19 protein-coding genes are annotated in these 20,923 nt (G+C 73.7%); 14 read left to right on the forward strand and 5 right to left on the reverse strand.

Annotated elements, in window-relative coordinates:
- Positions 1–26: 26 nt before the first annotated feature.
- Positions 27–290 (forward strand): acyl carrier protein, encoded by a 264-nt coding sequence (locus AB5J51_RS40720; RefSeq protein ID WP_030302849.1) that lies wholly within the window; start codon positions 27–29, stop codon positions 288–290.
- A 4-nt stretch (positions 291–294) separates the two neighbouring features.
- Positions 295–1,578 (forward strand): FAD-dependent monooxygenase, encoded by a 1,284-nt coding sequence (locus AB5J51_RS40725; RefSeq protein WP_369780485.1) that lies wholly within the window; start codon positions 295–297, stop codon positions 1,576–1,578.
- Here the strand turns inward: AB5J51_RS40725 and AB5J51_RS40730 are convergent.
- Positions 1,559–2,020: a nuclear transport factor 2 family protein gene (locus AB5J51_RS40730; RefSeq protein WP_369780486.1), complete on the reverse strand. Its 462-nt coding sequence runs from the start codon at positions 2,018–2,020 to the stop codon at positions 1,559–1,561. The genes AB5J51_RS40725 and AB5J51_RS40730 overlap by 20 nt on opposite strands.
- Positions 2,021–2,176: 156 nt before the next feature.
- Between AB5J51_RS40730 and AB5J51_RS40735 the strand changes: the two genes are divergently transcribed.
- The 11 genes from AB5J51_RS40735 (at position 2,177) to AB5J51_RS40785 (ending at position 17,158) form a co-directional block, all read left to right on the forward strand.
- Complete coding sequence (locus AB5J51_RS40735) at positions 2,177–3,769, forward strand: class I adenylate-forming enzyme family protein (RefSeq protein WP_369780487.1); 1,593 nt, start codon at positions 2,177–2,179, stop codon at positions 3,767–3,769.
- 59 nt (positions 3,770–3,828) lie between these two features.
- Positions 3,829–5,646, forward strand: coding sequence for an FAD-dependent oxidoreductase (locus AB5J51_RS40740; protein WP_369780489.1), 1,818 nt, complete (start codon positions 3,829–3,831; stop codon positions 5,644–5,646).
- Entirely contained in the window at positions 5,643–6,461 is an 819-nt protein-coding gene (gene fabG, locus AB5J51_RS40745) for a 3-oxoacyl-ACP reductase FabG (RefSeq protein ID WP_053789477.1), read from the forward strand. Before AB5J51_RS40740 ends, fabG begins: the two co-directional genes overlap by 4 nt.
- Entirely contained in the window at positions 6,461–7,420 is a 960-nt protein-coding gene (locus AB5J51_RS40750) for an aromatase/cyclase (protein ID WP_369780490.1), read from the forward strand. The genes fabG and AB5J51_RS40750 overlap by 1 nt, the downstream gene beginning before the upstream one ends.
- A gap of 77 nt (positions 7,421–7,497) precedes the next feature.
- The gene (locus AB5J51_RS40755) at positions 7,498–8,454 is read left to right on the forward strand and encodes an aromatase/cyclase (RefSeq protein WP_369780491.1); all 957 of its coding nucleotides are present in this window, start codon (positions 7,498–7,500) and stop codon (positions 8,452–8,454) included.
- 138 nt (positions 8,455–8,592) lie between these two features.
- Positions 8,593–10,725, forward strand: coding sequence for a condensation domain-containing protein (locus AB5J51_RS40760; protein ID WP_369780492.1), 2,133 nt, complete (start codon positions 8,593–8,595; stop codon positions 10,723–10,725).
- A 328-nt stretch (positions 10,726–11,053) separates the two neighbouring features.
- Positions 11,054–11,953 carry an acyltransferase domain-containing protein gene (locus AB5J51_RS40765; protein ID WP_369780493.1) on the forward strand — a complete coding sequence of 300 codons (900 nt, stop codon included), beginning with the start codon at positions 11,054–11,056 and terminating at the stop codon, positions 11,951–11,953.
- 355 nt (positions 11,954–12,308) lie between these two features.
- Positions 12,309–14,060 carry an acyl-CoA dehydrogenase gene (locus tag AB5J51_RS40770; RefSeq protein ID WP_369780495.1) on the forward strand — a complete coding sequence of 584 codons (1,752 nt, stop codon included), beginning with the start codon at positions 12,309–12,311 and terminating at the stop codon, positions 14,058–14,060.
- Between the two features lie 86 nt (positions 14,061–14,146).
- Positions 14,147–14,980 carry a 4'-phosphopantetheinyl transferase superfamily protein gene (locus AB5J51_RS40775; protein WP_053789471.1) on the forward strand — a complete coding sequence of 278 codons (834 nt, stop codon included), beginning with the start codon at positions 14,147–14,149 and terminating at the stop codon, positions 14,978–14,980.
- 304 nt (positions 14,981–15,284) lie between these two features.
- A complete protein-coding gene (locus AB5J51_RS40780) occupies positions 15,285–16,937 on the forward strand; it encodes an acyl-CoA carboxylase subunit beta (protein WP_369780496.1) in 1,653 nt (550 codons plus the stop codon).
- Positions 16,934–17,158, forward strand: coding sequence for an acyl-CoA carboxylase epsilon subunit (locus AB5J51_RS40785; protein WP_369780497.1), 225 nt, complete (start codon positions 16,934–16,936; stop codon positions 17,156–17,158). The genes AB5J51_RS40780 and AB5J51_RS40785 overlap by 4 nt, the downstream gene beginning before the upstream one ends.
- A gap of 4 nt (positions 17,159–17,162) precedes the next feature.
- On the opposite strand, the gene AB5J51_RS40790 is transcribed toward AB5J51_RS40785, so the two are convergent.
- The gene (locus AB5J51_RS40790; protein WP_369780498.1) at positions 17,163–17,891 is read right to left on the reverse strand and encodes a TetR/AcrR family transcriptional regulator; all 729 of its coding nucleotides are present in this window, start codon (positions 17,889–17,891) and stop codon (positions 17,163–17,165) included.
- 117 nt (positions 17,892–18,008) lie between these two features.
- On the opposite strand from AB5J51_RS40790, the gene AB5J51_RS40795 reads away from it, so the two are divergent.
- Positions 18,009–19,085, forward strand: coding sequence for an alpha/beta fold hydrolase (locus AB5J51_RS40795; protein ID WP_369780499.1), 1,077 nt, complete (start codon positions 18,009–18,011; stop codon positions 19,083–19,085).
- Positions 19,086–19,098: 13 nt separating this feature from the next.
- On the opposite strand, the gene AB5J51_RS40800 is transcribed toward AB5J51_RS40795, so the two are convergent.
- The 3 genes from AB5J51_RS40800 to AB5J51_RS40810 all read right to left on the reverse strand — a co-directional run bounded on the left by AB5J51_RS40800 (position 19,099) and on the right by AB5J51_RS40810 (position 20,844).
- The gene (locus tag AB5J51_RS40800) at positions 19,099–19,806 is read right to left on the reverse strand and encodes an SDR family NAD(P)-dependent oxidoreductase (RefSeq protein ID WP_369780500.1); all 708 of its coding nucleotides are present in this window, start codon (positions 19,804–19,806) and stop codon (positions 19,099–19,101) included.
- Between the two features lie 46 nt (positions 19,807–19,852).
- Positions 19,853–20,083 (reverse strand): response regulator transcription factor, encoded by a 231-nt coding sequence (locus AB5J51_RS40805; protein ID WP_053786583.1) that lies wholly within the window; start codon positions 20,081–20,083, stop codon positions 19,853–19,855.
- A 134-nt stretch (positions 20,084–20,217) separates the two neighbouring features.
- Positions 20,218–20,844: a TetR/AcrR family transcriptional regulator gene (locus tag AB5J51_RS40810; protein ID WP_053788248.1), complete on the reverse strand. Its 627-nt coding sequence runs from the start codon at positions 20,842–20,844 to the stop codon at positions 20,218–20,220.
- Between the last annotated feature and the right edge of the window lie 79 nt (positions 20,845–20,923).

The following is a 20,923-nucleotide window of genomic DNA, read 5'->3' on the forward strand; positions in this document are numbered from 1 at the left end:
ATCATTCGTCAGAACAGAGGGAGACCATGGAACAGCTGCAACTCGACGACCTGAAGCGCATCCTGCGCGAGTGCGCGGGCGAGGACGAGGGCGTCGACCTCGACGGTGACGTCCTGGACCTGAGCTGGTTCGAGCTGGGCTACGACTCGCTCGCCGTCCTGCAGACCACCGGATACATCGAGCGCGAGTACGACGTCCTGCTCGACGAGGAGGGCCTCGACGACGCGGACACCCCGCGCCGCTACCTCGCCATGGTCAACGAGATGCTGGCAGCCCGGGCCGCGGTCTGAGCCGGTGGGTGAAGAGCTCGACACCGACGTCTGCGTCATAGGCGCCGGCCCCGCCGGGCTCGCGCTGACGCTCATGCTGCTGCGTTCCGGCATCCGCGTGACACTCGTCGAGCGCTCCACCGGGTTCCGCCGCGACTTCCACGGCGAGCTCCTGCAGCCGGGCGGCCAGCGCGTCCTGGACGAGCTCGGCATCCTCGCCGGGGCTGCGGCCCGCGGGGCGGCGAGCCTGCGCGGTGTCCAGGTCCTCGAGCGCGATCAGGTGCTGCTCGACATCGACTACGGGCGCCTGCCCGCCCCGTACGACCACCTGCTCGCCCTCCCACAGCCGCACGTGCTGCAGGAACTCCTGGCCGCCTGCCGCAGGCTGCCCGGCTTCACCCCTCTCGAGGGGCACCGGATCGCCGCGCTCCTGGAGAAGCGGCCCGGCAGCCCCTGCGAGGGAGCCGTGGTGCACGGCCCCGACCGGACGCGGGTCACCGTGCGGGCGGCCGTGGTCGTCGGCGCCGACGGCCGGTTCTCCAAGACCCGTGCCCTCGCGGGCATCGACGCGGGGCGCACGTCGTTCGCCCACGACGTGGTGCGGTTCTCGCTGCACGCACCCCGCCGGGCCACCGGGCGCGTACGGGTGCACCGCGGGCCGGACAGCGCCGTCCTGGTCCACGACACCCACCCCGACCGGATCAGCGTGGTCTGGGCCCTGCCGCAGGGCGGGGCCCGCGCCGCCGGGCGCGGCATCGGGGACATCCGGCGGGAGCTGGCCGGGATCCTGCCGCAGTTCGCCGGCCTGCTGCACGCCCGGCTCGGCTCCATGGCCGACCTGACCGTGCTCGAGGTGTCCGCCTCGCACGCCCGGGAGTGGGTGCGCGACGGGCTCGTCCTCCTCGGCGACAGCGCGCACACGCACGGGCCGCTCGCCGCCCAGGGCATCGACCTGGCCCTGCAGGACGCCGCCGCGCTGCACCCCGTACTCGTGGCCGCGCTGCACGCGGGGGAGCCCACCGCGCAGCGGCTCGCGGCCTATCAGGAGCGGCAGGCCCCGGCGGCCTCGGCCGTGCACCGGATGCAGGTCGTGCAGAGCCGGGCGGTGTTCGGCGGGGGGCCGCCGGCCGCAGCGCTGCTGCGGGCCCGCGCGGCGGGGATCGTCACCCGCACCCCGTTCGGCGCGAGGATCACGCGGCGGTTCGCCCACGGCCACGACCCGGCCGGGGTCCGCACCGACCTGTTCACCGTCCTGCCCGATCGGCAGCACGGGACGTTGACGACACCCCCTAGAGGTCGTCGCGGGTGACCAGGCGGTGGGAGACCTGCCAGGTGCCGGCCGCGTGGACCAGCACGTCCTCCATCACGCACACCCGGTGCACCTTCGACTCACCGCCGCGCGGGGTCAGGTACACCAGGGCATAGCTGCGGGTGTGCAGCGAGCCGTCCGGCTGCGGCTGCACGTCGAGCATGCCGAGCCAGTGCCGGAACCGCTCACCGCTGGTCGCATGGAGTTCCGCGTTGCGCCGGACGTTCGAGGCGAGGGCCGCGCGGCCGACCACCGGCGCCGGCAGCGTCGGCACGTCGAACACGGCGTCCTCGGTGAACGTACGCGCCCACGGCTCGGCCTCGAAGGAGTCGAAGAGCTGCATCTGGCGGGAGTAGAACTGCTGGACCTCCGCGTACAGCAGGCCGAACTCCCGCCCCTGGGGCGGGCGGGGGAACGCCTCGGTGGCGATCGTCGCGGTCATCGCGGGACTCCGTTCTTCGGTTCCCGACAGCTTCTGCGGCGCAGATCGAGCATTCTTCGAAGACTCCTCAAGCGTTCCTGCCCAGGCTGGGCCAACAGGGTCTAGGGGTGCCGCCGCAGCCGCGGCCGCCCCTTCGGGAGCCAGGAGGACAGCATCATGCCGAGATTCGTGTACCCGGAACTCCCGCTGGACGGCCTGCTGCGCCGGGCGGCGGTCCGCGACCCTGCAGGCCGGGCGATCCTGACCGCGACCCGGACCGGCACGAAGACCACGGTGACCTTCGCCGAACTGGACAGCCAGGCCGACCGCTTCGCCTCCTACCTGGAGCACACGTGCGGCCGCCGCGGTGCGCGGATCGGCGTCGCCAACGTCCTGGACCCCGTCTTCGCCGCCGCCTACTACGGGACGGTGCGCAGCGGGAACACGGTCGTGCTGGTCAACCCGCTGATCAAGGAGACGGGCCTGGTCCACGTCCTGCGGACGGCTGCCGTGGAAGTGGCCTTCGTGCCCGTCGCCACGGCCGAGCTGCTGATCAAACTGGGCGACCAGCTGCCGGACCTGCGCTCCGTCGTGGTGACGGACGCGCCCGACGGGATCGTTCCCGGCGACGCCCTGCCGCTGGCCGCGGCCCTGGACTCGGCACCGGAACGGACGGTCCTGCCCGGGGCCGTCGACCTCGACGGCGACGCGTGCATCCAGTTCACCACCGGCACCACGGGCCGCCCCAAGGGCGTCCGGCTCACCCACCGCAACCTGGTGGCGAACGCGGCCCAGACCGCCGCCGCGCACGACCTCGGCAGCGATTCGGTCACCCTCAACCACCTGCCGCTCTACCACACCATGCACCTCAACTCCGGGATCTACGCGGGCGCCTGCCAGGTGCTGTGCACCGACCCCGACCCGGTCGCCTCCCTCGCCGTCGCGGCGCAGGCCGAGGCCACCCACTACTACGGGCTGCCCGCGCGCCTGCACGTGCTGGCCCAGGACGAGCGGCTCACCGACGACTTCCCGGCCGGGCGCCGCCTCACCGCCGTCCTCTCCGGCGGCACCGCCCTGTCCCCCAGCGCCGCCCGCGCCCTGCGCGAGAGCCTCGGCGTGCCCGTCATCCAGGGCTACGGGCTGGCCGAACTCTCCCCGCTCTCCCACTGCCAGGACCCGCACCACCCCAAGAGCGGCTCCGTGGGCCCCGCCGTACCGGGCACCGAATGCCGCATCGTCCACGTCGCCGCGCGGACCCCGCTCGACGTCTACGCCACCGGCGAGGTCCAGGTCCGCGGCCCCCAGCTGATGGCCGGCTACCTCGACGACAGCGCGGCCTCGCCGGTCGACGAGAACGGCTGGTTCTCCACCGGGGACGTCGGCTACCTCAACGAGGACGGCGAACTGTTCCTGGTGGACCGCCTCGGCGACGTCTTCAAGTACGACAACGAACTCGTCTCGCCCACCGCCGTCGAACGGGTCGTCGGCGCCGACCCGCGCGTCGCCGAGTGCATCGCGGCGGGCTGGCCCGACCCGCTGCACGGCGCGGTCGTCTGGACCGGCATCGTGCTGCGCGACCCGACCGCCCCCGGCCTCCTGGACGTCCTCGACTCCGTCGTGGAGCGCGCCAACGGGAGCCTGAACTGGTTCGAGCAGATCCGCCGCGTCGAAGTGATCGACGCCGTGCCGCGCAACCACGTCGGCAAGCCCGAGCGGCGCACCCTGCGCCACACCCTGCGCAGCCGGGCCGAGGCGGAGACGGCGGCGTGAGACCGCCCCGCCCGCACGGCCCGCGCACCACATCCCGTACGACCAGAGGAGCGACCACTGTGGCGACCAACGCCGGTACATCCCCCACGGCCTGCTCCCCCCGCGTGCTCGTGGTGGGCGCGGGCCCCGTGGGCCTGACCGCCGCCCATGAACTGGCCCGCCGAGGACTGCGCGTGCGCGTCGTGGACGGCGCCCCCGGCCCGGCCCCCACCAGCCGCGCGGTGGCCGTCCACCCGCGGACGCTCGAGACGTTCGACCAGATGGGCCTCGTGGACGGGCTGCTCGCCCGCGGCCGCAGGAACAGGGCCTTCACGATGTTCGCGCGCGGCCGGCGCCTGGTCCGGCTCGAGGCGGACTACCGCTCGATGCCCACCCGGTTCCCGTTCACCCTCGTCATCGGCCAGACCGAGACGGAGGAAGTGCTCCGCGAGGCCGTCGCACGGCTCGGCGTCCGCGTCGAATGGGGCGTGCGCCTGACCTCCCTCGAGCAGGACCGGGACACCGTACGCGCCCGCCTCGAGCATGCCGACGGCTCCACCGAGGAGTACGAGGTGCCCTGGCTGGTCGGCTGCGACGGCGGCCACAGCACGGTGCGCAAGCAGCTCGGGCTCCCGCTGCTCGGCGAGTCCAGCGAGACCTGGGCGCTGGCCGACGCGGCCGTCTCCCTCGACCTGCCGCCGGACACCATCTACTGGGCCCACACCGGCAGCCAGGCCATGATGATGGTCCCGTACCAGCGCGAGGGGTACTGGCGGCTGCTCGACACCGCCCCCGCCGGCCGGTCGGAGACCCCGCGCGAGGCCGCGGAGCGGTTCTCGGAGAAGCTCAGCACGGGGCTCGGCCGTCCGGTGCAGGTCGCCGAACCCGACTGGACCTCCGTCTTCACCTTCCAGCAGCGCATGGTGCCCCGCATGCACGACGGCCGCTGCTTCGTGGCGGGCGACGCCGCCCACGTGCACAGCCCCGCCTCCGGACAGGGCATGAACACCGGCATCCAGGAGGCCTACAACCTCGCCTGGAAGCTCGCCATGGCCGCCCTGGGGCAGGCGGGCCGCGAACTGCTCGCCACCTACGGGCAGGAGCGCGTGCCCATCGGCAAGAAGCTGCTGGGCTCCGTCCGCAAGGCCACCTTCCTGGTGCAGTTCAAGAACACCATGGCCGGTGTGGGGCTGCCGATCGCCTTCACCTTCGTACGCAACATCGGGCCGCTGCGCCGGGCCATCCAGCGCAAGGTGCTCGGCGGCATGTCCGGGCTGCTGCTGTCCTACCCCGAGTCCCCACTGACCACGGCCGACCCGCTCATGGCAGTGCCTGCCGGCTCGCGCGCCGCCGCTGCGGCCGGCCGCCACCCGGACGACCCCGGCTCCGAGGCGCTGCGCGCCGAACTGCGCGACACCCGCTGGTCCCTGGTGTGGGCGGCGCAGGACGAGCCCGGCGAGGCGGGACGGGTCGCGGCGGCCGCGGCGGAAGCACACGGCACGTGGCTTTCGGTACGGACCGCGGGCGACGGCCTCGGCGGCGGTCCCGCCCCGCTGCCCGACCCGAACGGGCTGCTGCGGCGCTCGCTGGACCTCGGGCCGGGCGCCTGGGTGCTGATCCGGCCCGACGGCTACATCGCCGCGAGCGGCACGGAGCTGACCCGGCGCGGGCTCGCGCGGGCCCTCGCACCGCTGGGTGCGCCCGCCGCGCTGCCCGACGTGATCCGCGAAGCGGTGCGCGCACCCCGGGTGTCCGCACCGCAGGCGGCGGCGGGGACCGTCGGCGCGTCCTACGCAACCCGCGCCTCCGTACCGCTCCTCGACCCCGCTTCCACCGCGTCTCCAGAGCTCCGCGACACGGTCGAGACCTCACCACGGGTACTGGAGGGGACACGTTGAACACACCGACCACACCGTCAGCGCAGCCGCAGGCGGCGCCGCAGAAGCCGGTCGCCCTGGTCACCGGCGGCACGAGCGGCATCGGCCTGGCGGTCGTACGCGACCTGGGCCGGCGCGGGCACCGGGTGTTCCTGTGCGCGCGGACCGCGGAAACCGTCAAGCAGACCGTCGAGGAGCTGCGCGCCGAGGGCCTCGAGGTCTCGGGTCTGGCCGCCGACGTCCGCTCCCGCGAGGCGATCGCGGAGCTGGTGGCCGCCGCCGTCGCCGAGTTCGGCCCGATCTCCGTCCTGGTCAACAACGCCGGACGCAGCGGCGGCGGTCCGACCGCCGACATCAGCGACGAGCTCTGGTACGACGTCATCGACACCAACCTGAACAGCGTCTTCCTGCTGACCCGGGAGGTGCTCAAGAACGGCGGCCTGGCCGGGGCCCCCTACGGCCGGATCATCAACATCGCCTCCACGGCGGGCAAGCAGGGCGTCCTGCTCGGCGCCCCGTACTCGGCGTCGAAGCACGCCGTCGTCGGCTTCACCAAGGCCCTCGGCAAGGAGCTGGCCCCGGCCGGCATCACGGTCAACGCGGTGTGCCCCGGCTACGTGGAGACGCCGATGGCGCAGCGCGTCCGGGCCGGCTACGCGGCGGCCTGGGACACCACGACCGAGGACGTGCAGGAGCAGTTCGAGGCGAAGATCCCGCTGGGGCGCTACGCGACCCCGGAGGAGGTGGCGGCCATGGTCGGCTACCTGACCACGGACCTCGCCGCGTCCGTCACCGCGCAGGCGCTGAACGTCTGCGGCGGACTGGGGAACTTCTGATGGCGGCCGAGCGGGTGCACCGTACCGTGCACGAGACCGAGGTGGCCGCCCCCGCGGGCGTGGTCTACGGAATGATCGCGGACGCCGTGCAGTGGCCGCTGTACTTCCCGCCCAACGTGCACGTGGAACGCCTCGCGTTCGACGGCGTGCAGGAGCGGCTGCGGATGTGGGCGACGGCGAACGGCCAGGTCAAGTCCTGGACCTCGCGCCGTGTGCTCGACGCGGCGGCGCGGCGCATCGAGTTCCGACAGGAGATCCCCGCGGCCCCCCTGTCGGCGATGACCGGCACCTGGATCGTCGAGCCGCTGGGCGCCGAGCGCTCGAAGCTGACACTGCTGCACGACTTCTCGGTCGCGGGCGACCGGGCGCAGGACGTGGAGTGGGTCGAGCGCGCCACCGACACCAACAGCCGTGCGGAGCTGGCGAACCTGGCGCAGCTGGGCGAGCGCTGGGGCAAGCTCGACGAGCTCGTCATGTCCTTCGAGGACCGCGTCGACGTGGACGCCCCGCCGGAGCTGGTCTACGCGTTCCTGGAGCGGGCCGAGCAGTGGCCGGAGCTGCTGCCGCACGTCTCGCGGCTGGAGCTCACCGAGCCCGCGGAGCTGCCCGGCGTCCAGGTCATGGCCATGGACACGCTCACCGCCGACGGCTCCGCGCACACCACCGAATCGGTGCGGGTGTGCTTCCCGGCGGCCGGCCGCATCGTCTACAAGCAGACCCGCACCCCGGCGCTGATGTCGGCCCACACCGGCGTGTGGACGGTCACCGGCGGCGCCTACGGCTCGACGGTCACCTCGCAGCACAGCGTCGTGCTGCGCGAGGAGGCCGTCACCCAGGTGCTGGGCGCCGGCGCCGATCTCGCGGCGGCCCGCAGGTACGTCCGCCAGGCACTGGGCCGCAACAGCACCGCGACCATGACGTACGCCAAGCAGCACGCGGAGTCGGCGCTCGCGAGCTGAGCCTCCAGGCTCTCTCGAGTCGGACTCCGGCGGTCGCGGACAGACTCTGTACCCAAGCGTGAGGGAAGGGTGTGGCGATGTCTGTCCAGCAGGTGCACCGGACGTCCTATGCCGTGGACGTGAACGCGCCCGCGGGCGTGGTCTACGGTCTGATCGCGGACACGACGCAGTGGCCGCTGTTCATTCCGCCCAGCATCCACGTCGAACGGCTCGACTTCGACGGCTTCCAGGACCGGTTCCACATGTGGGTCACCGCGAACGGGAGCGTCAGGTCCTGGCTCTCGCGCCGCACCCTGGACGCGCCCCGGCTGCGGATCGACTTCCGCCAGGAGGTCCCCGCCGCCCCCGTCGTCGCGATGGGCGGCAGCTGGATCGTGGAGCCGCGGGGCACCGACCGTTCGCGGCTGACGCTGCTCCACGACTTCGCGGTCGCCGGCGACCGGCCCGCGGACGTCGACTGGACCAAGCAGGCCACCGACACCAACAGCCGCGCCGAGCTGGCGCAGCTGAAGGAGGCCGCGGAGCGCTGGACCAGGCTCGACGGCCTGCTGCTGTCCTTCGAGGACTCCGTACGCATCGACGGACCGGCCGACCTGGTCTACCAGTTCCTCTACGGGGTCGCCGACTGGCCGGAGCGCGTCCCCCACGTCTCCCGCGTCGCCGTCACCGAGGACGAGCCCGGCGTCCAGCTGCTGAGCATGGACACCGTGACCTCCGACGGAGCGGTGCACACCACGGAGTCCGTACGGGTGTGCTTCCCGCACGCGGGCCGCATCGTCTACAAGCAGACCGCGACCCCGGCCCTGATGACCGCGCACGCCGGCGAGTGGTCGCTGATCCCCGACGAGACCGGGGTCACCGCCGTCTCCCAGCACAGCGTGCTGCTGCGGGAGGAGGCCGTCGAGCGGGTCCTGGGTCCCGGCGCCGACCTCGCGCAGGCCAGGACGTACGTACGCGAGGCGCTCGGCCGCAACAGCACCGCCACCCTCCACCTCGCCAAGCAGTACGCGGAGACCGCCATCCGCACGCTGTAGCCGCCTGCCCGCGGTGCTCCGGCGGGACTCCGGCGGCGTGTCAGCGGCGCGTCAGCGAAACGTGGGCGTGCCACGCATACTCGACCCCTTTGAACTGTGACGCCGCCCGGCGAGCGCCGCCGAGACGAGGGGGAGTGGATGAGCGTCTCCATGACCGTGGTCATCGCGCCCGGCTACGCCCCGGCGCTGGACCTGCGCGGTCCCCTCGATCAGGACGTCCTCGCGGCGGCCCTCACCGCGCTGCCTGCGGGCACCCCCACCCTGCGCCGCCACACGGCGACGCACCACACCCTGCACCTGCCCCCGCAGCACTCCCCGGCCGGTACGGTGGCCGATCTGCTGACCGCCCCCGGAGCCCGGCCGCCCGCACAGGCGAAGGCGCTGCGGACCGCGTGGGAGGGCCCGGCCCCCGAGCAGGCCGACGGGCAGGCCACACCCGGCCCCTTCGACGGCCCGGCCGTGCATCCCGCGGGCGGACTCCCCGCGAGCGCGCGCCAGCGCGACGTGCTCCTCGACGTCCTGACCGGCCGGCCCGGCGCCGGCCTGCACGTCGAGCAGCTGCACTGGCGCTGGTACGGGCCGCTGGACACCGGGCGCTTCCACGCCGCCTGGCAGGCCGTGTTCCTGCAGGAGCCCGTACTGCGGGCCGCGTTCACCGACCGCGCCCGCACGGACGGCCGCGGGACCGCCCCGCGCGTCGCCGTGCACCGGCAGGCCTCGCCGCAGCTCGTCCGCCACCACCACGGATCCGCCGACTGGCACTCCCTGCTGGTGAGCGAGCGGCTGCGCGCCTTCGACCTGCACCGGCCCGGGCTGCTGCGCATCGCGCTCCTGGACGAACAGGCCGGCCCCGCCGGGCCGACCCGCATCGTCCTCACCTACCACCACGCCATGCTCGACGGCTGGAGCGTGCGCCTGCTGCTGCGCGCCTTCTACCGCGCCTACCTGGCCGAGGGGCGTACCACCGGCGGCGAGCGCCGCCCCGATGTGCGCGACCACCTGCGTTGGCTGGGAGACCAGGACCTCACCCCGCCCCGGGACTTCTGGTCCGCCGCCGCGCCCCCGGCGGGCTCCCGCACCCTGCCCGGCCCGACCGCGGCCGGGCTTCCCGCCGGCGAAGGGGCCCGCTGGGGCCACGGGCTCGCGCGCCAGCGGCTCACGCCGTACGAGGCCGCCCGGCTGCGTGACTGGGCCGCCGGGCTCGGCGCCACCGAGAGCACTGCGCTGCACGCGGCCTGGGCGCTGCTGCTGTACCGGGACGGCGGATCGGGCCCGGCGCCCGCGCCCGTCGCGTTCGGCATGGCCGTCTCCGGCCGCGGTATCGCCCTGGAGGGCGCCGCGAGCATCCCGGCCCCCCTGCGCAATGCGCTGCCCGTCCACGTCGACGTGGACCCCGCGGCCCCGATGGAGCGGCTGCTGGCCGACCTGCGCGACCGGGCCCTGGGCGCGGCCGCGTACGAATGGGTCTCGGCGGGCCAGGTCCACCAGTGGAGCGGACGGGCCGTCCCCGACGAACTCACGGACTCGATCGTCGCCTTCGAGGCCCCGCAGGGCCCGCCGCCCGCCCCGGACGGCCGGGACCCGCTGTGGGCCGAACTCGACGCCGAGGGCGTCCGGGTGGACCTCCCGCAGGCCGTGGGCCCGCACACGCCCCAGCCCATCGCCATCAGCGCGTACCACGACGCCGAGGGCGCCCTGGTGCTGACGGCGGTCAACGACCGGACCCGGATCGCGGATCCCGAAGCGGCCGCGGTGCTCGCCCGCACCGCGCGGCTGCTGCGCGAGTTCCCGGTCCTCGTCGACGGCACGACCAGCGTCGGGGAGGTCCTGCAGATCCTGGCCGGCCTGCCGCTGCCCGGGCCCGTGGCGGCCGCCCCGCTCCCGCCCGGCGGCGGACTGCGCACGCTGCGCGCCGCCGCGCGGCCCGACGCCGGCACGATCCTGCTCGTACCGCCGCCCGCCGCGCCCGACGCCTGCTACGACGCCCTCGTACAGGCCTATCCGGGCCCGGAGGCGCTCACCACGGTCACTGCGCCGACCGATACGGCGGCCTGCCTGGCCGCGGTGCGACCCGCGCTCGCGGCCGGCGAACCGCTGCTCCTCGGCTGCTTCTCCGGAGGCGGGAGCATCGCGTACGAGGTGGCGCAGCGCATCGCCGCCCATGGCTGGCTGCCTCCGCTCGTGGCCATCGCGGGCACGGCGGACGGGAGTTCCGCCTCGGCGCGCGACCTCGCGCGCACCCTGGAGGCCGCGGCCGGCCAGCCCGGCTGAACGCCGGGGCGTGTCCAAGGGCCACTCGGCGCACCGAGCGGAGCGGCGCCCCGGTCGGGCCGCGCGGCCGTGGCACGCTCCGGTCCGTCGGCCCCGTGCCGTTCCTGCGGGATTTCTCGAGCGGCGTTCGAAGATTCCTTGAGCCCCACCGCGGACCGTGTGCACAGCAGTCGTCACCCCCCGGGCAGCGGCACCCCGCCGCCCACACCCCGAGCAGAGCCGAGGAGAGCGACCATGGTGACCTTCCTCAACCAGCGGACCGTGCACGGTGACACCGACGAGTGCCCTGCCCCGAAGGACCGCCGCGCGACCACGGAGGCGGTGCCCGGTGTCCGATGAGCGCTCCCCGGGCAGCCTGCTCGCAGGACCGGGTGCCGCGCCACCGAGGGCCGTGGGACGCTCCTCCTCCGCTCCGCGCCCGGCCGACCGGGCCGGCCCTGCGCCCGGTGCACCTGCGGGCGGGGCCGCGGACCAGGCCGTCCTGTTCACCGCGCACGGCCCGCTGCTGCCCGGCCTCGGCCGGGACCTCTACGGCACCTTCCGCACCTTCGCCGCCACGTGGAACGAGGTCGCCGAGGCTCTGGACCTCTGGCTTCCCCTGCCGCTGGCCGCCGTCGTGTTCGCCCCCCGCGAGGGGGTCGACGCCGCCCTGATCCGGGACACCGCGTTCGCCGAACCCGCCCTGTTCGCCTACCAGGTCGCCCTGTTCCGGGTGTGGGAGTCCTGGGGCATGCAGGCGCGGGCCGTGGCGGGACACGCGGCGGGCGAGATCTCCGCGGCCTACCTGGCCGGCGCGCTCGACCTGGACGACGCGGCGCGCCTCGTCGTCGCCCGCGGACGGCTCGCCCGCGGCGACGCACCCCACAAGACCCGCGCCGCCTCCGAGAAGCGGTTCCTCCGGGTGGCCAAGGGCTGCCGCGTCAACGCGCCCGGCCTCACCCTGATCTGCGCGACGACCGGCGACCTGCTCGGTCCCCGCCCCGGTGAGCGGACCCTCACCGCCGAACACTTCCTGCACCAGGCCCGTGCGACACCCTCGCCCGCGGCCGCGCAGAGCACCCTCGAAGCCGCCGGATTCCCCCGCACCCACCCCTGCGGACCCGACGCGCGCAGCACCGCCCTCGGCAGCGAAGTGGACTCCGTGCTGGCCTCCCTCGGCCGCCTCCACGACCACGGCCACCCGATCTCCTGGCCCAGGGTCTTCGCCGAGGCCACGCCGCCGGCCTGAGACCGGCCGCCGGAAGCCGCCGCTCCCGGCGGTTTCCGGCAACTCCCGTGCCCGACTGTACGAAGGCTCGAGCGACCGTCGAGCGATCCCCGTGAGGCTAAGGGCTGTCCCGTAATCCCCGGCGGGCGCACGACGACAGCTACGGCGCCTCGCTGCGTTGTCGGAACATCCGCATACGCCCAGTATGCGGACGCCCCTCCGCCTTGCGATGCACCGCATCTGACGCCGTGCGCTGATCCGCCGGGGATTACGGGACAGCCCTTCGGGGCTGCCCCGACACCCGTGCACCCGGACGGACCAGCCCCGGACCCCCAGCAACGGCGAGTCCCGCGACGAAGGAGCTGATCCCGCGACCATGGCCACCACCGAGATCCACGCGGACCCCGCCACCCGACATGCCGAGCCCATCGCCCCGCTGCGCCGCGCCGCGCGGCTCGAGGCGCAGCTCGGCGACCCGTACGACCCCGCCAACCCGCACGGTCTGGGCGCCCTGTTCGCCGCCGACGAGCGGCGCGAACCGCCCGAGGCGACCGAGCAGCTGCTCACGGAGGCCGGGCTCGGAGCCGAGTTCGTGCCCGCCGAGTACGGTGGCCGGCTCACCCGCGCCGACCACCTGGCCAAGGTGCTGCGCCCGGTCTTCCGCCGGGACCTCGCCCTCGGCTTCGGCTTCGGCATCACCTCGCTCTTCGCCACCTCCGCGGTCTGGGCGGCGGGCACCGAGGCCCAGCGCCGGTTCACCGCCGACCTGCTGCTCGGCGGCGGCCGCGCCTCGATCGTCCACCACGAGATGGCGCACGCGAACGACATCCTGCGCGACGAGTTCACCGCCGGCGCCGCACCGGGCGGCGGCTACGAGCTCAACGGCCGCAAGGACGTCATCATCAACGCCGCCCGCGCCCAGGCGTACGTCGTCTACGCGCGCACCGACCAGGCCCGCAGCCCGTACAGCCACTCCGTGCTGCTCGTGGACCCGGCCGAACTCCACGGCATCAAGCACCTGCCCCGGGTCCCCACCACCGGCATGCGCGGCAACCTGTTCTCCGGGCTGGAGTTCACCGACTGCGCCGTCCCCGGAGATGCGCTCGTCGGCCGCCCCGGCGAAGGGGTGGCCCTCGCCCTGCGCACGTACCAGGTCAACCGGTGCGTCATCGCCTCGACGGCCGTCGCCGCGGTCGACACCGTGCTGCACTCCGCCGTACGGGCCGCGACCACCGGCCGCAGCCGGCCGCTGGCCCGCCGCTGGCACAAGCCGCTCGCCGGGGTCTTCGCCGACATGCTCGCCTGCGACAGCATGGCCACCGTCGCCCTGCGCGCCCTGAGCCTGCTGCCCGACCGCACCCATGTGCTCGCCGCCGCCGTCAAGTACGTGGTCCCCGACCTGCTGCGGGAGGACCTCGAGGAACTCGCCACCGTCCTCGGCTCCCGCGGCTACCAGCGCGGCACCCCCGCGTACGGCGCCCTCGACAAGCTCGGACGCGATCTGCCCGTGGCCGGCCTCGGGCACGCGGGCACCGCCGCCTGCCAGGCCGTGATCGTCCCCCAGCTGCGCACGCTCGCCGAACGCGCCTGGTTCCGCGAGGAGGAGCCGCCGCCGGAGCTGTTCCGCACCGGGGCCGCGCTGCCCGCCCTCGACTACCGGCTGCTCGGCATCGCCGACGGCGGCGACTTCCTCGCCGCATCGCTCGTCGAGTCCGCCGCGCGGCTGGCCGGGGTGCGCGGGGTGGGGGGCCAGCTGGCCGTCCTGGCCGACCTCGCCGAGGGCTTCGTCACCGAACTGCGCGCCCTGCGCGAGCGCTGCCGGGCCATCCCCGCCCACGGCACCCCCGCGGCCCTGTCCGATCCCGCCCTGTGCGTGCTCAGCGACCGCTACGCCCTGGTCCTCGCGGCCGCCTCGGTCCTCGGCACCTGGGAGGGCCAGGACGGCAGCGATCCCTTCCTGGCCGCCCCCGCCTGGGCGGTGCTCGCGCTCTCCCGGCTCGGCGGCCGGCTCGGCATCCCCGTGCCCGATCTGCCCGACGGCTGCCGCGAGCAGGTGCTGGAGGAGCTGATGCGCCGCTACCGCTCGGGCCGCAGCTGCGACCTCGACGCGACGGAACTCGCGCAGTGACCCAGCCGCCCCGGCACGGCACCACGGCATCCCCTGCTCACCGTCCAGTACGTCCAGCACATCCAGCACCAGGGAAGGACAGCCCGATGACGGAAGACGCGCAGCGCATCACGACCCCGGTCCACGTCACCGGGCCGGCCGGTCCCTGGCAGGAGGTGGAGGACGGCATGGCCCTGCGCGGGAACGCCTCGGTGTTCACCACCTGGGGCGAGTGGCTCACCGCGGCGCTCGCGGAACCCGCGCTGCGCCCGCTGCTCGGCCGGGACTGGCTGCGCTACCGGCAGACCGTCGACCCGACGATCCGGTACCGCTTCGTCGCCTCCCGGCTGGCGGTCAAGTACACGGCGGCGGCCGCGCTCGGCGTCGACCCCGCCGACCTGGACCTCGCGTACAAGATCGGCGGCCGTCCGTACCTGCGCGGCTTCGACCAGATCGACGTCAGCCTGACCCACACCGACGACCTGATCGCCGTCGGCATCAGCCGCACCGGCAGGATCGGCATCGACACCGAACCCGTCGACCGCAGGCTCTCCTTGCAGCTCCTGCAGGACCAGGTGCTGACCGCCGCCGAGCAGTCCGAACTCGCGGCGCTGCCCGAGGCGGAGCAGCCCGCGGCGATGCTGCGGCTGTGGACCCTGAAGGAGGCCTACACCAAGGCGCTCGGCCAGGGACTGCGGCTGGGCTTCTCGGAGTTCGGCTTCGCGACCGGCAGCGGGGGCGACGCGGGCCTGCTCGCCCCGGACGGCACCCCCGCGGCCCGCGGCGAGTGGGCGTTCGGCACGTATCCGGTGCTCGACCGCTACCTGGTCAGCATCGCCTGCCACGACACCGGCCTGAACACCTCGCGTGACACCGCCGTCTCCACCATGCTCGACGAGGGCTTCCTGACGACGGTGGCAGGCCTCCTCGAGCGGGCCTGACACCGGACCGCGAGCGGCACCACCGCTGCCACACCGGCGCTGTAGGCGGGTCCGAGTTCTGCGGAGGAGAGTCGTTCCTGCGGTCGGCCACCGGTCAACCCCCCGGCCGGGAGCATGCCGCTCCTCTTGCCCCGCTGCCCGAACACCCACGCCCGGGCGGCGGGGCACAGGCATGTCCGGACCCCCGCCCGGCCTGCGGCGCGGGCGGCCCCGTACGGAATTCGAGCCGGGCTGTAGCACCGCGGTCGATGCTGGACGACGCGACACCGGCCGGACCCGGTGCCTCTGTGTCGAAAGGGCCCGTATGAGCATCGTCGAGGAAAGACCACTGGAGAGCGTGCTCGCACCGGACGACGGGCCCACTCCTGCGCCTTCCGCCCGTCACCACGAGGACGGCGTCCGCTTCGCGTCCCTGCGCGAGCGCACGGCGCAACTGCACGCCGTCCGCGCGCTGGCCGAGGCCGGCCCCGGCGAACGGGCCACCGCCGCCCAGCACGCCAAGGGCAAGCTGACCGCCCGCGAGCGCATCGAGCTCCTGTTCGACGAAGGTACGTTCAGCGAGGTCGAGCAGCTGCGCCGGCACCGCGCCACCGGCTTCGGCCTGGAGGACAAGAAGCCCTACACGGACGGGGTCGTCACCGGCTGGGGCAAGGTCCACGGCCGTACGGTCTTCGCGTACGCCCACGACTTCCGCATCTTCGGCGGCGCGCTGGGCGAGGCCCACGCCGAGAAGATCCACAAGCTGATGGACCTGGCCGAGGGGGTCGGGGCCCCCGTCGTGGGCCTGTGCGACGGCGCCGGCGCCCGCATCCAGGAGGGCGTCACCGCGCTCGCCGGCTACGGCGGCATCTTCCAGCGCAACGTTCGCAACTCCGGGGTCATCCCGCAGATCTCGGTCATCCTCGGGCCCTGCGCGGGCGGCGCCGCGTACTCGCCCGCCCTGACGGACTTCGTCTTCATGGTCCGCGGCACCTCGCAGATGTTCATCACCGGCTCCGACGTCGTCCAGGCCGTCACCGGTGAAGCCGTCACGATGGAGGACCTCGGCGGCGCCGACCGCCACGTCGGGGCCTCGGGCGTGGCCGCGTTCGCCTACGACGACGAGCGGAGCTGCCTCGAGGACGTACGCCACCTGCTGTCCCTGCTGCCCTCCAACAACCGCGAATCCGCCCCCGCCGGCGACCTCGGGGACCCGGTGGACCGCCGCTGCGAGCGCCTGTTCGACATCGTCCCGGGCAAGCCCACGCAGTCGTACGACATCCGCGACGTCATCGAGGAGATCGCCGACCACGGGGACTACTTCGAGGTCCACGCCCAGTGGGCCCGCAACGTCGTCTGCGCCCTGACCCGCCTCGGCGGCCAGGTCGTCGGCATCGTCGCCAACCAGCCGGCCCACCTCGCGGGCGTCCTCGACATCCACGCCTCCGAGAAGGCGGCCCGCTTCGTCCAGTTCTGCGACTCGTTCAGCATTCCGCTCGTCACCCTGATCGACGTACCCGGCTTCCTGCCCGGCGTCGACCAGGAGCACAACGGCATCATCCGGCACGGCGCGAAGCTCCTGTACGCGTACTGCAACGCCACCGTGCCGCGCATCAGCCTCATCCTGCGCAAGGCCTACGGCGGGGCCTACATCGTCATGGACTCCCGCTCCATCGGCGCGGACGTCGCGCTGGCCTGGCCCTCGAACGAGATCGCCGTCATGGGCGCGGAAGGCGCGGCCAGCGTCATCTTCCGCCGCGAGATCAACGCCTCGGACGATCCCGAGGCCACGCGCGCGCAGAAGATCAAGGAGTACCAGGCCGAGCTGATGCACCCGTACTACGCGGCCGAACGCGGCCTCGTCGACGACGTCATCGACCCGGCCGAGACCCGCACGCGCCTCATCTCCACCCTCGACATGCTGCGCACCAAGCACGCCCAGCTGCCGAGCCGCAAGCACGGGAACGTCCCGCTGTGACCGCCGACGACAGGACCGCCCTGGCACTGGCGGCGATGCGGATCACCAAGGGCAACCCGACGGCGCAGGACGTCGCGGCGCTGGCCGTGCTCCTCGCCTCCCGGCTCCGGCACGAGGCGCAGGCCCCGCCGCCGCAGGCCCCGCAGGCGGAGGGGCGGGTGGAGAAGCTGCCCCTGCACCCCCGGCCGTCCTTCACGGCGCCGGGCGCCTGGGCCTCGTAGGTACTCACCCACCGTTCCCGATCAGCGCGGCGACACCGTCCAGGATCCGCTCGAGCCCGAACTCGAGCGGATCGTCCGCGCGGGGGGCGAAGGCTCCGCCGGCGATGGCCGCGGTCAGTGCCGGGAACCGGTCGCCGTGCCGTTTCCACACGTCCGCCGTGAGCCGGTTCCACTCCTGGCGGCCTTCCTCGTCGTCGTCGACGAGCTGCTGCGCCAGGCTGCGGACGTGCCCGATGACCAGCAGGAAGGCCGCGTGCTGCTGTGCGTACGGGAGTCCCGTCCCCGACAGCGCGGCCAAGGCGGAGTCGAGCCAGGCCAGCTGACGGGGCCCCATGAGCTGCCGGCGCATCCCGGTGGCGGCCACCATCCACGGCCGGCGCCGGTACTGCTCCCAGCACGCACGCGCCCACGCGTCCAGCTGCGGACGCCAGCCCCCCGGCACGTCGGTGACGGCGGGAGCCGGTCCGAAGGCGGCGTCGACCATCAGGTCGAGCAGTTCGGCCTTGCCGGGGACGTAGCGGTACAGGGCCATGGTGGTCACGCCCAGGCGCGCGGCGACGCCCTGCATGGACAGCGCGTCCAGCCCCTCCGTATCGGCGATGGCGAGCGCGGTGTCCACGATGCGCCCGACGCTCAGCGAGGGCTTCGGGCCGCGCTTGGGCTGCTCCTGCTCGCCCCACAGGAGCGCCAGGCTGACCGCCGGATCGCGCTTCTCGTCCCTGCTCCTGCCCATGCGGCCCCGCTCCTCGGATCGCTGCGTACCGGACCCGTTGACGGCACGCCCTGGAACTGTATATAACATAAACGAAATCGCTTATTACATACACAGTTCTCGCCGTGAGGGGTCACCATGCTCGCCACCGTCCTCGCCACCTCCGCCGCCCTCCTCGCCACGCCCGTCGTCGGCCTGCTCGGCCACCGCGCCCTGCGCCGCGCCGGCAACGCCCGGCTCCTGCGCATCGACAGCCCGTGCGGCATCGACGAACAGCGCTTCGTCCGGATCGGCGGCATCGAGCAGTGGATCTCGATCCGCGGCGAGGACACGGCCAACCCGGTGGTGCTCGAGATCCACGGCGGCCCCGGTGCCTCCCACTCGGTCTTCGCCACCCGCACCCGGTCCTGGGAGGAGCACTTCACGGTGGTGCGCTGGGACATGCGCGGCGCGGGCAAGACCTTCGGCCGCTCCGGTCCCGCAGGCCAGGGCGAGATGAGCTTCGCCCGGCTGTACGAGGACGCCCTCGAGGTCACCCGGTACGCTCGCGAGCGGCTCGGCGCCGAGCGGGTCGTCCTGGTCGGGAGCTCGCTCGGCAGCGTCTTCGGCCTGCGCCTGGCCCGCAGCCACCCCGAGCTGTACTCCGCCTACGTCGGCACCGACCAGAACATCCTGGACGCCGGGCGCGACCCCTCCGTCCACGAGGCGCTGCTGGCCCGGCTGCGCGCCGCCGGCAGGCACAAGGACGCCGCCGCAGTCGCGGAGATGGGCAGCGACCCGCACCGGGTGACCGCCGAGCAGCGGGCCGCGTACGACAAGCTGACCGTGGCCTCCGATCCCCTGACGCTCGACACCCTCAAGAGGGTCGTGCTGGGGTCGCTGTGGTTCTCGCCGCTGCACTCGCTGCGCGAGCTGGGGCAGTACTTCGCGGGCATGAAGTTCTCCGCGCAGCTCACCCCCGCCCTGGCAGAGTTCGACGACCGGGCCGACGGCACCCGCTTCGAGCTGCCGTTCTTCATCTTCCAGGGCGACCGGGACGTCATCACCCCGGCCGGGCGCGCCCGGGCCTTCTTCGACGAGGTCGAGGCCCCGGCCAAGGAGTTCGCGCTGATCGAGGGCGCGAGCCACTTCGCGTCGTTCCGCCGCCCGGACCGGTTCCTGCAGCTGATGCTGACCCGGGTCCGGCCGGTGCTGGCCGAGGCCGCGCGGGCTTAGGGCGTGTCCTCCGCTACCAGGGCAGCGGACGGCCGTCGCGGAAGAAGCCGCCGGTGGGTCCGGAGTCCGGGAGGGTGGCGGCCCAGACGATCCCCGCCGCCCCCTCCCGTACGGGACGGCCGCCCGGGCCGCCCATGTCGGTCGCGACCCAGCCGGGGCAGACGGAGTTGACCAGGATCCTGTCGCCGCGCAGCTCGGCCGAGAGCATGCGGGTGAGGGCGTTCAGGGCGGCCTTGGAGGCGGTGTAGGCGGGGGTCCCGCCGCCCATGCTCGTCAAGGACGCGGCTTCGCTGCTGACATTGACGATCCGCCCGTGGCGGCCGGCCCGCAGCAGCGGGAGGAACGCCTGCGTGGTGCGCCAGGGGCCGTACAGGTTGGTGTCGGCGGCCTCCGCGACCACGTCGAGGTCGGCCGTCGCGGCGCGCTGCCAGGTGTCGTACGCGATGGCCGCATTGTTGACCAGGACGTCGAGCCGCCCGAAGCGCTCGCCCGTCGCGCGCGCGGCCCGCTCGGCGCTCGCCCGGTCCCGTACGTCGAGGGCCACCGGGTGGACGTCCCCTCCCTCGGCGCGGAGCTCCGCCGCGGCCTCCTCGGCGGCCGGCAGGGAGCGGGCGGTCAGCAGGACGGTGTGTCCGAGCGCGCCGAGCTGCCGGCACACCTCCCGTCCGATGCCCCTGTTGCCGCCGGTGACCAAGGAGACGGTGCGTTCGCCACCCGTCATGTCGCTCCCGTTTCCGTTCAGCCGCTCGTGCTCTTCGTCCAGGAGGTCACAGCCCCATGGAGATGGCCAGTCGGGTGAGCTCGGCGGTGCTGTTGATGCCCAGCTTGGCGCGGATGCGGCGGAGGTAGGCGTCGACGGTGTGCTTGGACAGTCCCATGTGGCGGGCCGTCTGGAGGTAGGTGCGGCCGGCGGCGATGTGGCCCAGTGCCTCCTGCTCGCGCGGGGCGAGGGCCAGGGCGGCGGTCTCGGTCTGCGGGGCGGTGAGGGTGAGGCTCATGGGATTTCCTTCCGACGGATCGGATCGGTCATCTCTGCTCGCGCCCTCGGAAGCAGGTGGACATGTAGCTGAATGTCCGGTTTGTCCTGCTTAAAATCCTGCGCCGGTACCTTCACGACGGTGTCCGTCGACTGTCACAGGCGTGTGACAGGGCCCGCCTCCAGTGCAGCGCCGAGCATGGCGCGGAGGTGGTCGGTCTCCGGGAGCAGCGTGGCCTCGATCTGGTCGTCGGTGCGGCCGGCCAGGGTGAGCTCCTGGATGCGCCGGAACAGCAGGCGGTCCGCTGCGGCGATCAGCGCGGCGGCGGCCCGGGGTGCGATGGCCGGGGCGTGGTCCGGGGCTGCGGCGGCCAGGGCGGCGGCGAGCGCTTCCTCTCGCTGGTCGTGCAGTTCGCGCAGCCGGGCGGTGAGCGTGGGACTGTCGGCGACCATGCGGGCGAAGGCGGGGCCGGTGAAGCCGACGACGGGGCTGTGTTCCAGCAGGGCGGCGCGGAACGTCCGGCCCAGGGCGGTGAGCGGCTCTTCGCCGGGCCCGCGTTCGGCGACGGTCCGGGCCAGGCCCTCGGTGAACGCCTCGTGCCGGTCGAGGGCCAGGTCCTCCTTGCGGGCGAAGTAGTTGGTCACCGTCTTCTTGGCCACGCGCGCCGCGGCGGCGATCTCGGCGATGGTGGTCTGCTCGAAGCCCTGCTCGATGAAGAGCCTGGTCGCGCAGTCGGAGATCAGCTGCCTGGTCTCCTGCTTCTTGGACTCGCGGAGCCCCATCTCGGTCACCATGGAGCAATCTTACATCCATCGCAAAATTACGCTTGACCGATGGAAGTGGCTCGGCATAAAGTTACGT

The sequence above is a fragment of the Streptomyces sp. R33 genome, assembly GCF_041200175.1.
GTDB lineage: Bacteria > Actinomycetota > Actinomycetes > Streptomycetales > Streptomycetaceae > Streptomyces > Streptomyces katrae_B.

Bases quoted from the DNA above. Each gene is read 5' to 3' on its own strand.
- AB5J51_RS40720 (WP_030302849.1), top strand. From the start codon at position 27: ATGGAACAGCTGCAACTCGACGACCTGAAGCGCATCCTGCGCGAGTGC.
- AB5J51_RS40730 (WP_369780486.1), bottom strand. From the start codon at position 2,020: ATGACCGCGACGATCGCCACCGAGGCGTTCCCCCGCCCGCCCCAGGGG.
- AB5J51_RS40735 (WP_369780487.1), top strand. From the start codon at position 2,177: ATGCCGAGATTCGTGTACCCGGAACTCCCGCTGGACGGCCTGCTGCGC.
- AB5J51_RS40750 (WP_369780490.1), top strand. From the start codon at position 6,461: ATGGCGGCCGAGCGGGTGCACCGTACCGTGCACGAGACCGAGGTGGCC.
- AB5J51_RS40755 (WP_369780491.1), top strand. From the start codon at position 7,498: ATGTCTGTCCAGCAGGTGCACCGGACGTCCTATGCCGTGGACGTGAAC.
- AB5J51_RS40760 (WP_369780492.1), top strand. From the start codon at position 8,593: ATGAGCGTCTCCATGACCGTGGTCATCGCGCCCGGCTACGCCCCGGCG.
- AB5J51_RS40770 (WP_369780495.1), top strand. From the start codon at position 12,309: ATGGCCACCACCGAGATCCACGCGGACCCCGCCACCCGACATGCCGAG.
- AB5J51_RS40775 (WP_053789471.1), top strand. From the start codon at position 14,147: ATGACGGAAGACGCGCAGCGCATCACGACCCCGGTCCACGTCACCGGG.
- AB5J51_RS40780 (WP_369780496.1), top strand. From the start codon at position 15,285: ATGAGCATCGTCGAGGAAAGACCACTGGAGAGCGTGCTCGCACCGGAC.
- AB5J51_RS40790 (WP_369780498.1), bottom strand. From the start codon at position 17,891: ATGGGCAGGAGCAGGGACGAGAAGCGCGATCCGGCGGTCAGCCTGGCG.
- AB5J51_RS40795 (WP_369780499.1), top strand. From the start codon at position 18,009: ATGCTCGCCACCGTCCTCGCCACCTCCGCCGCCCTCCTCGCCACGCCC.
- AB5J51_RS40800 (WP_369780500.1), bottom strand. From the start codon at position 19,806: ATGACGGGTGGCGAACGCACCGTCTCCTTGGTCACCGGCGGCAACAGG.
- AB5J51_RS40805 (WP_053786583.1), bottom strand. From the start codon at position 20,083: ATGAGCCTCACCCTCACCGCCCCGCAGACCGAGACCGCCGCCCTGGCC.
- AB5J51_RS40810 (WP_053788248.1), bottom strand. From the start codon at position 20,844: ATGGGGCTCCGCGAGTCCAAGAAGCAGGAGACCAGGCAGCTGATCTCC.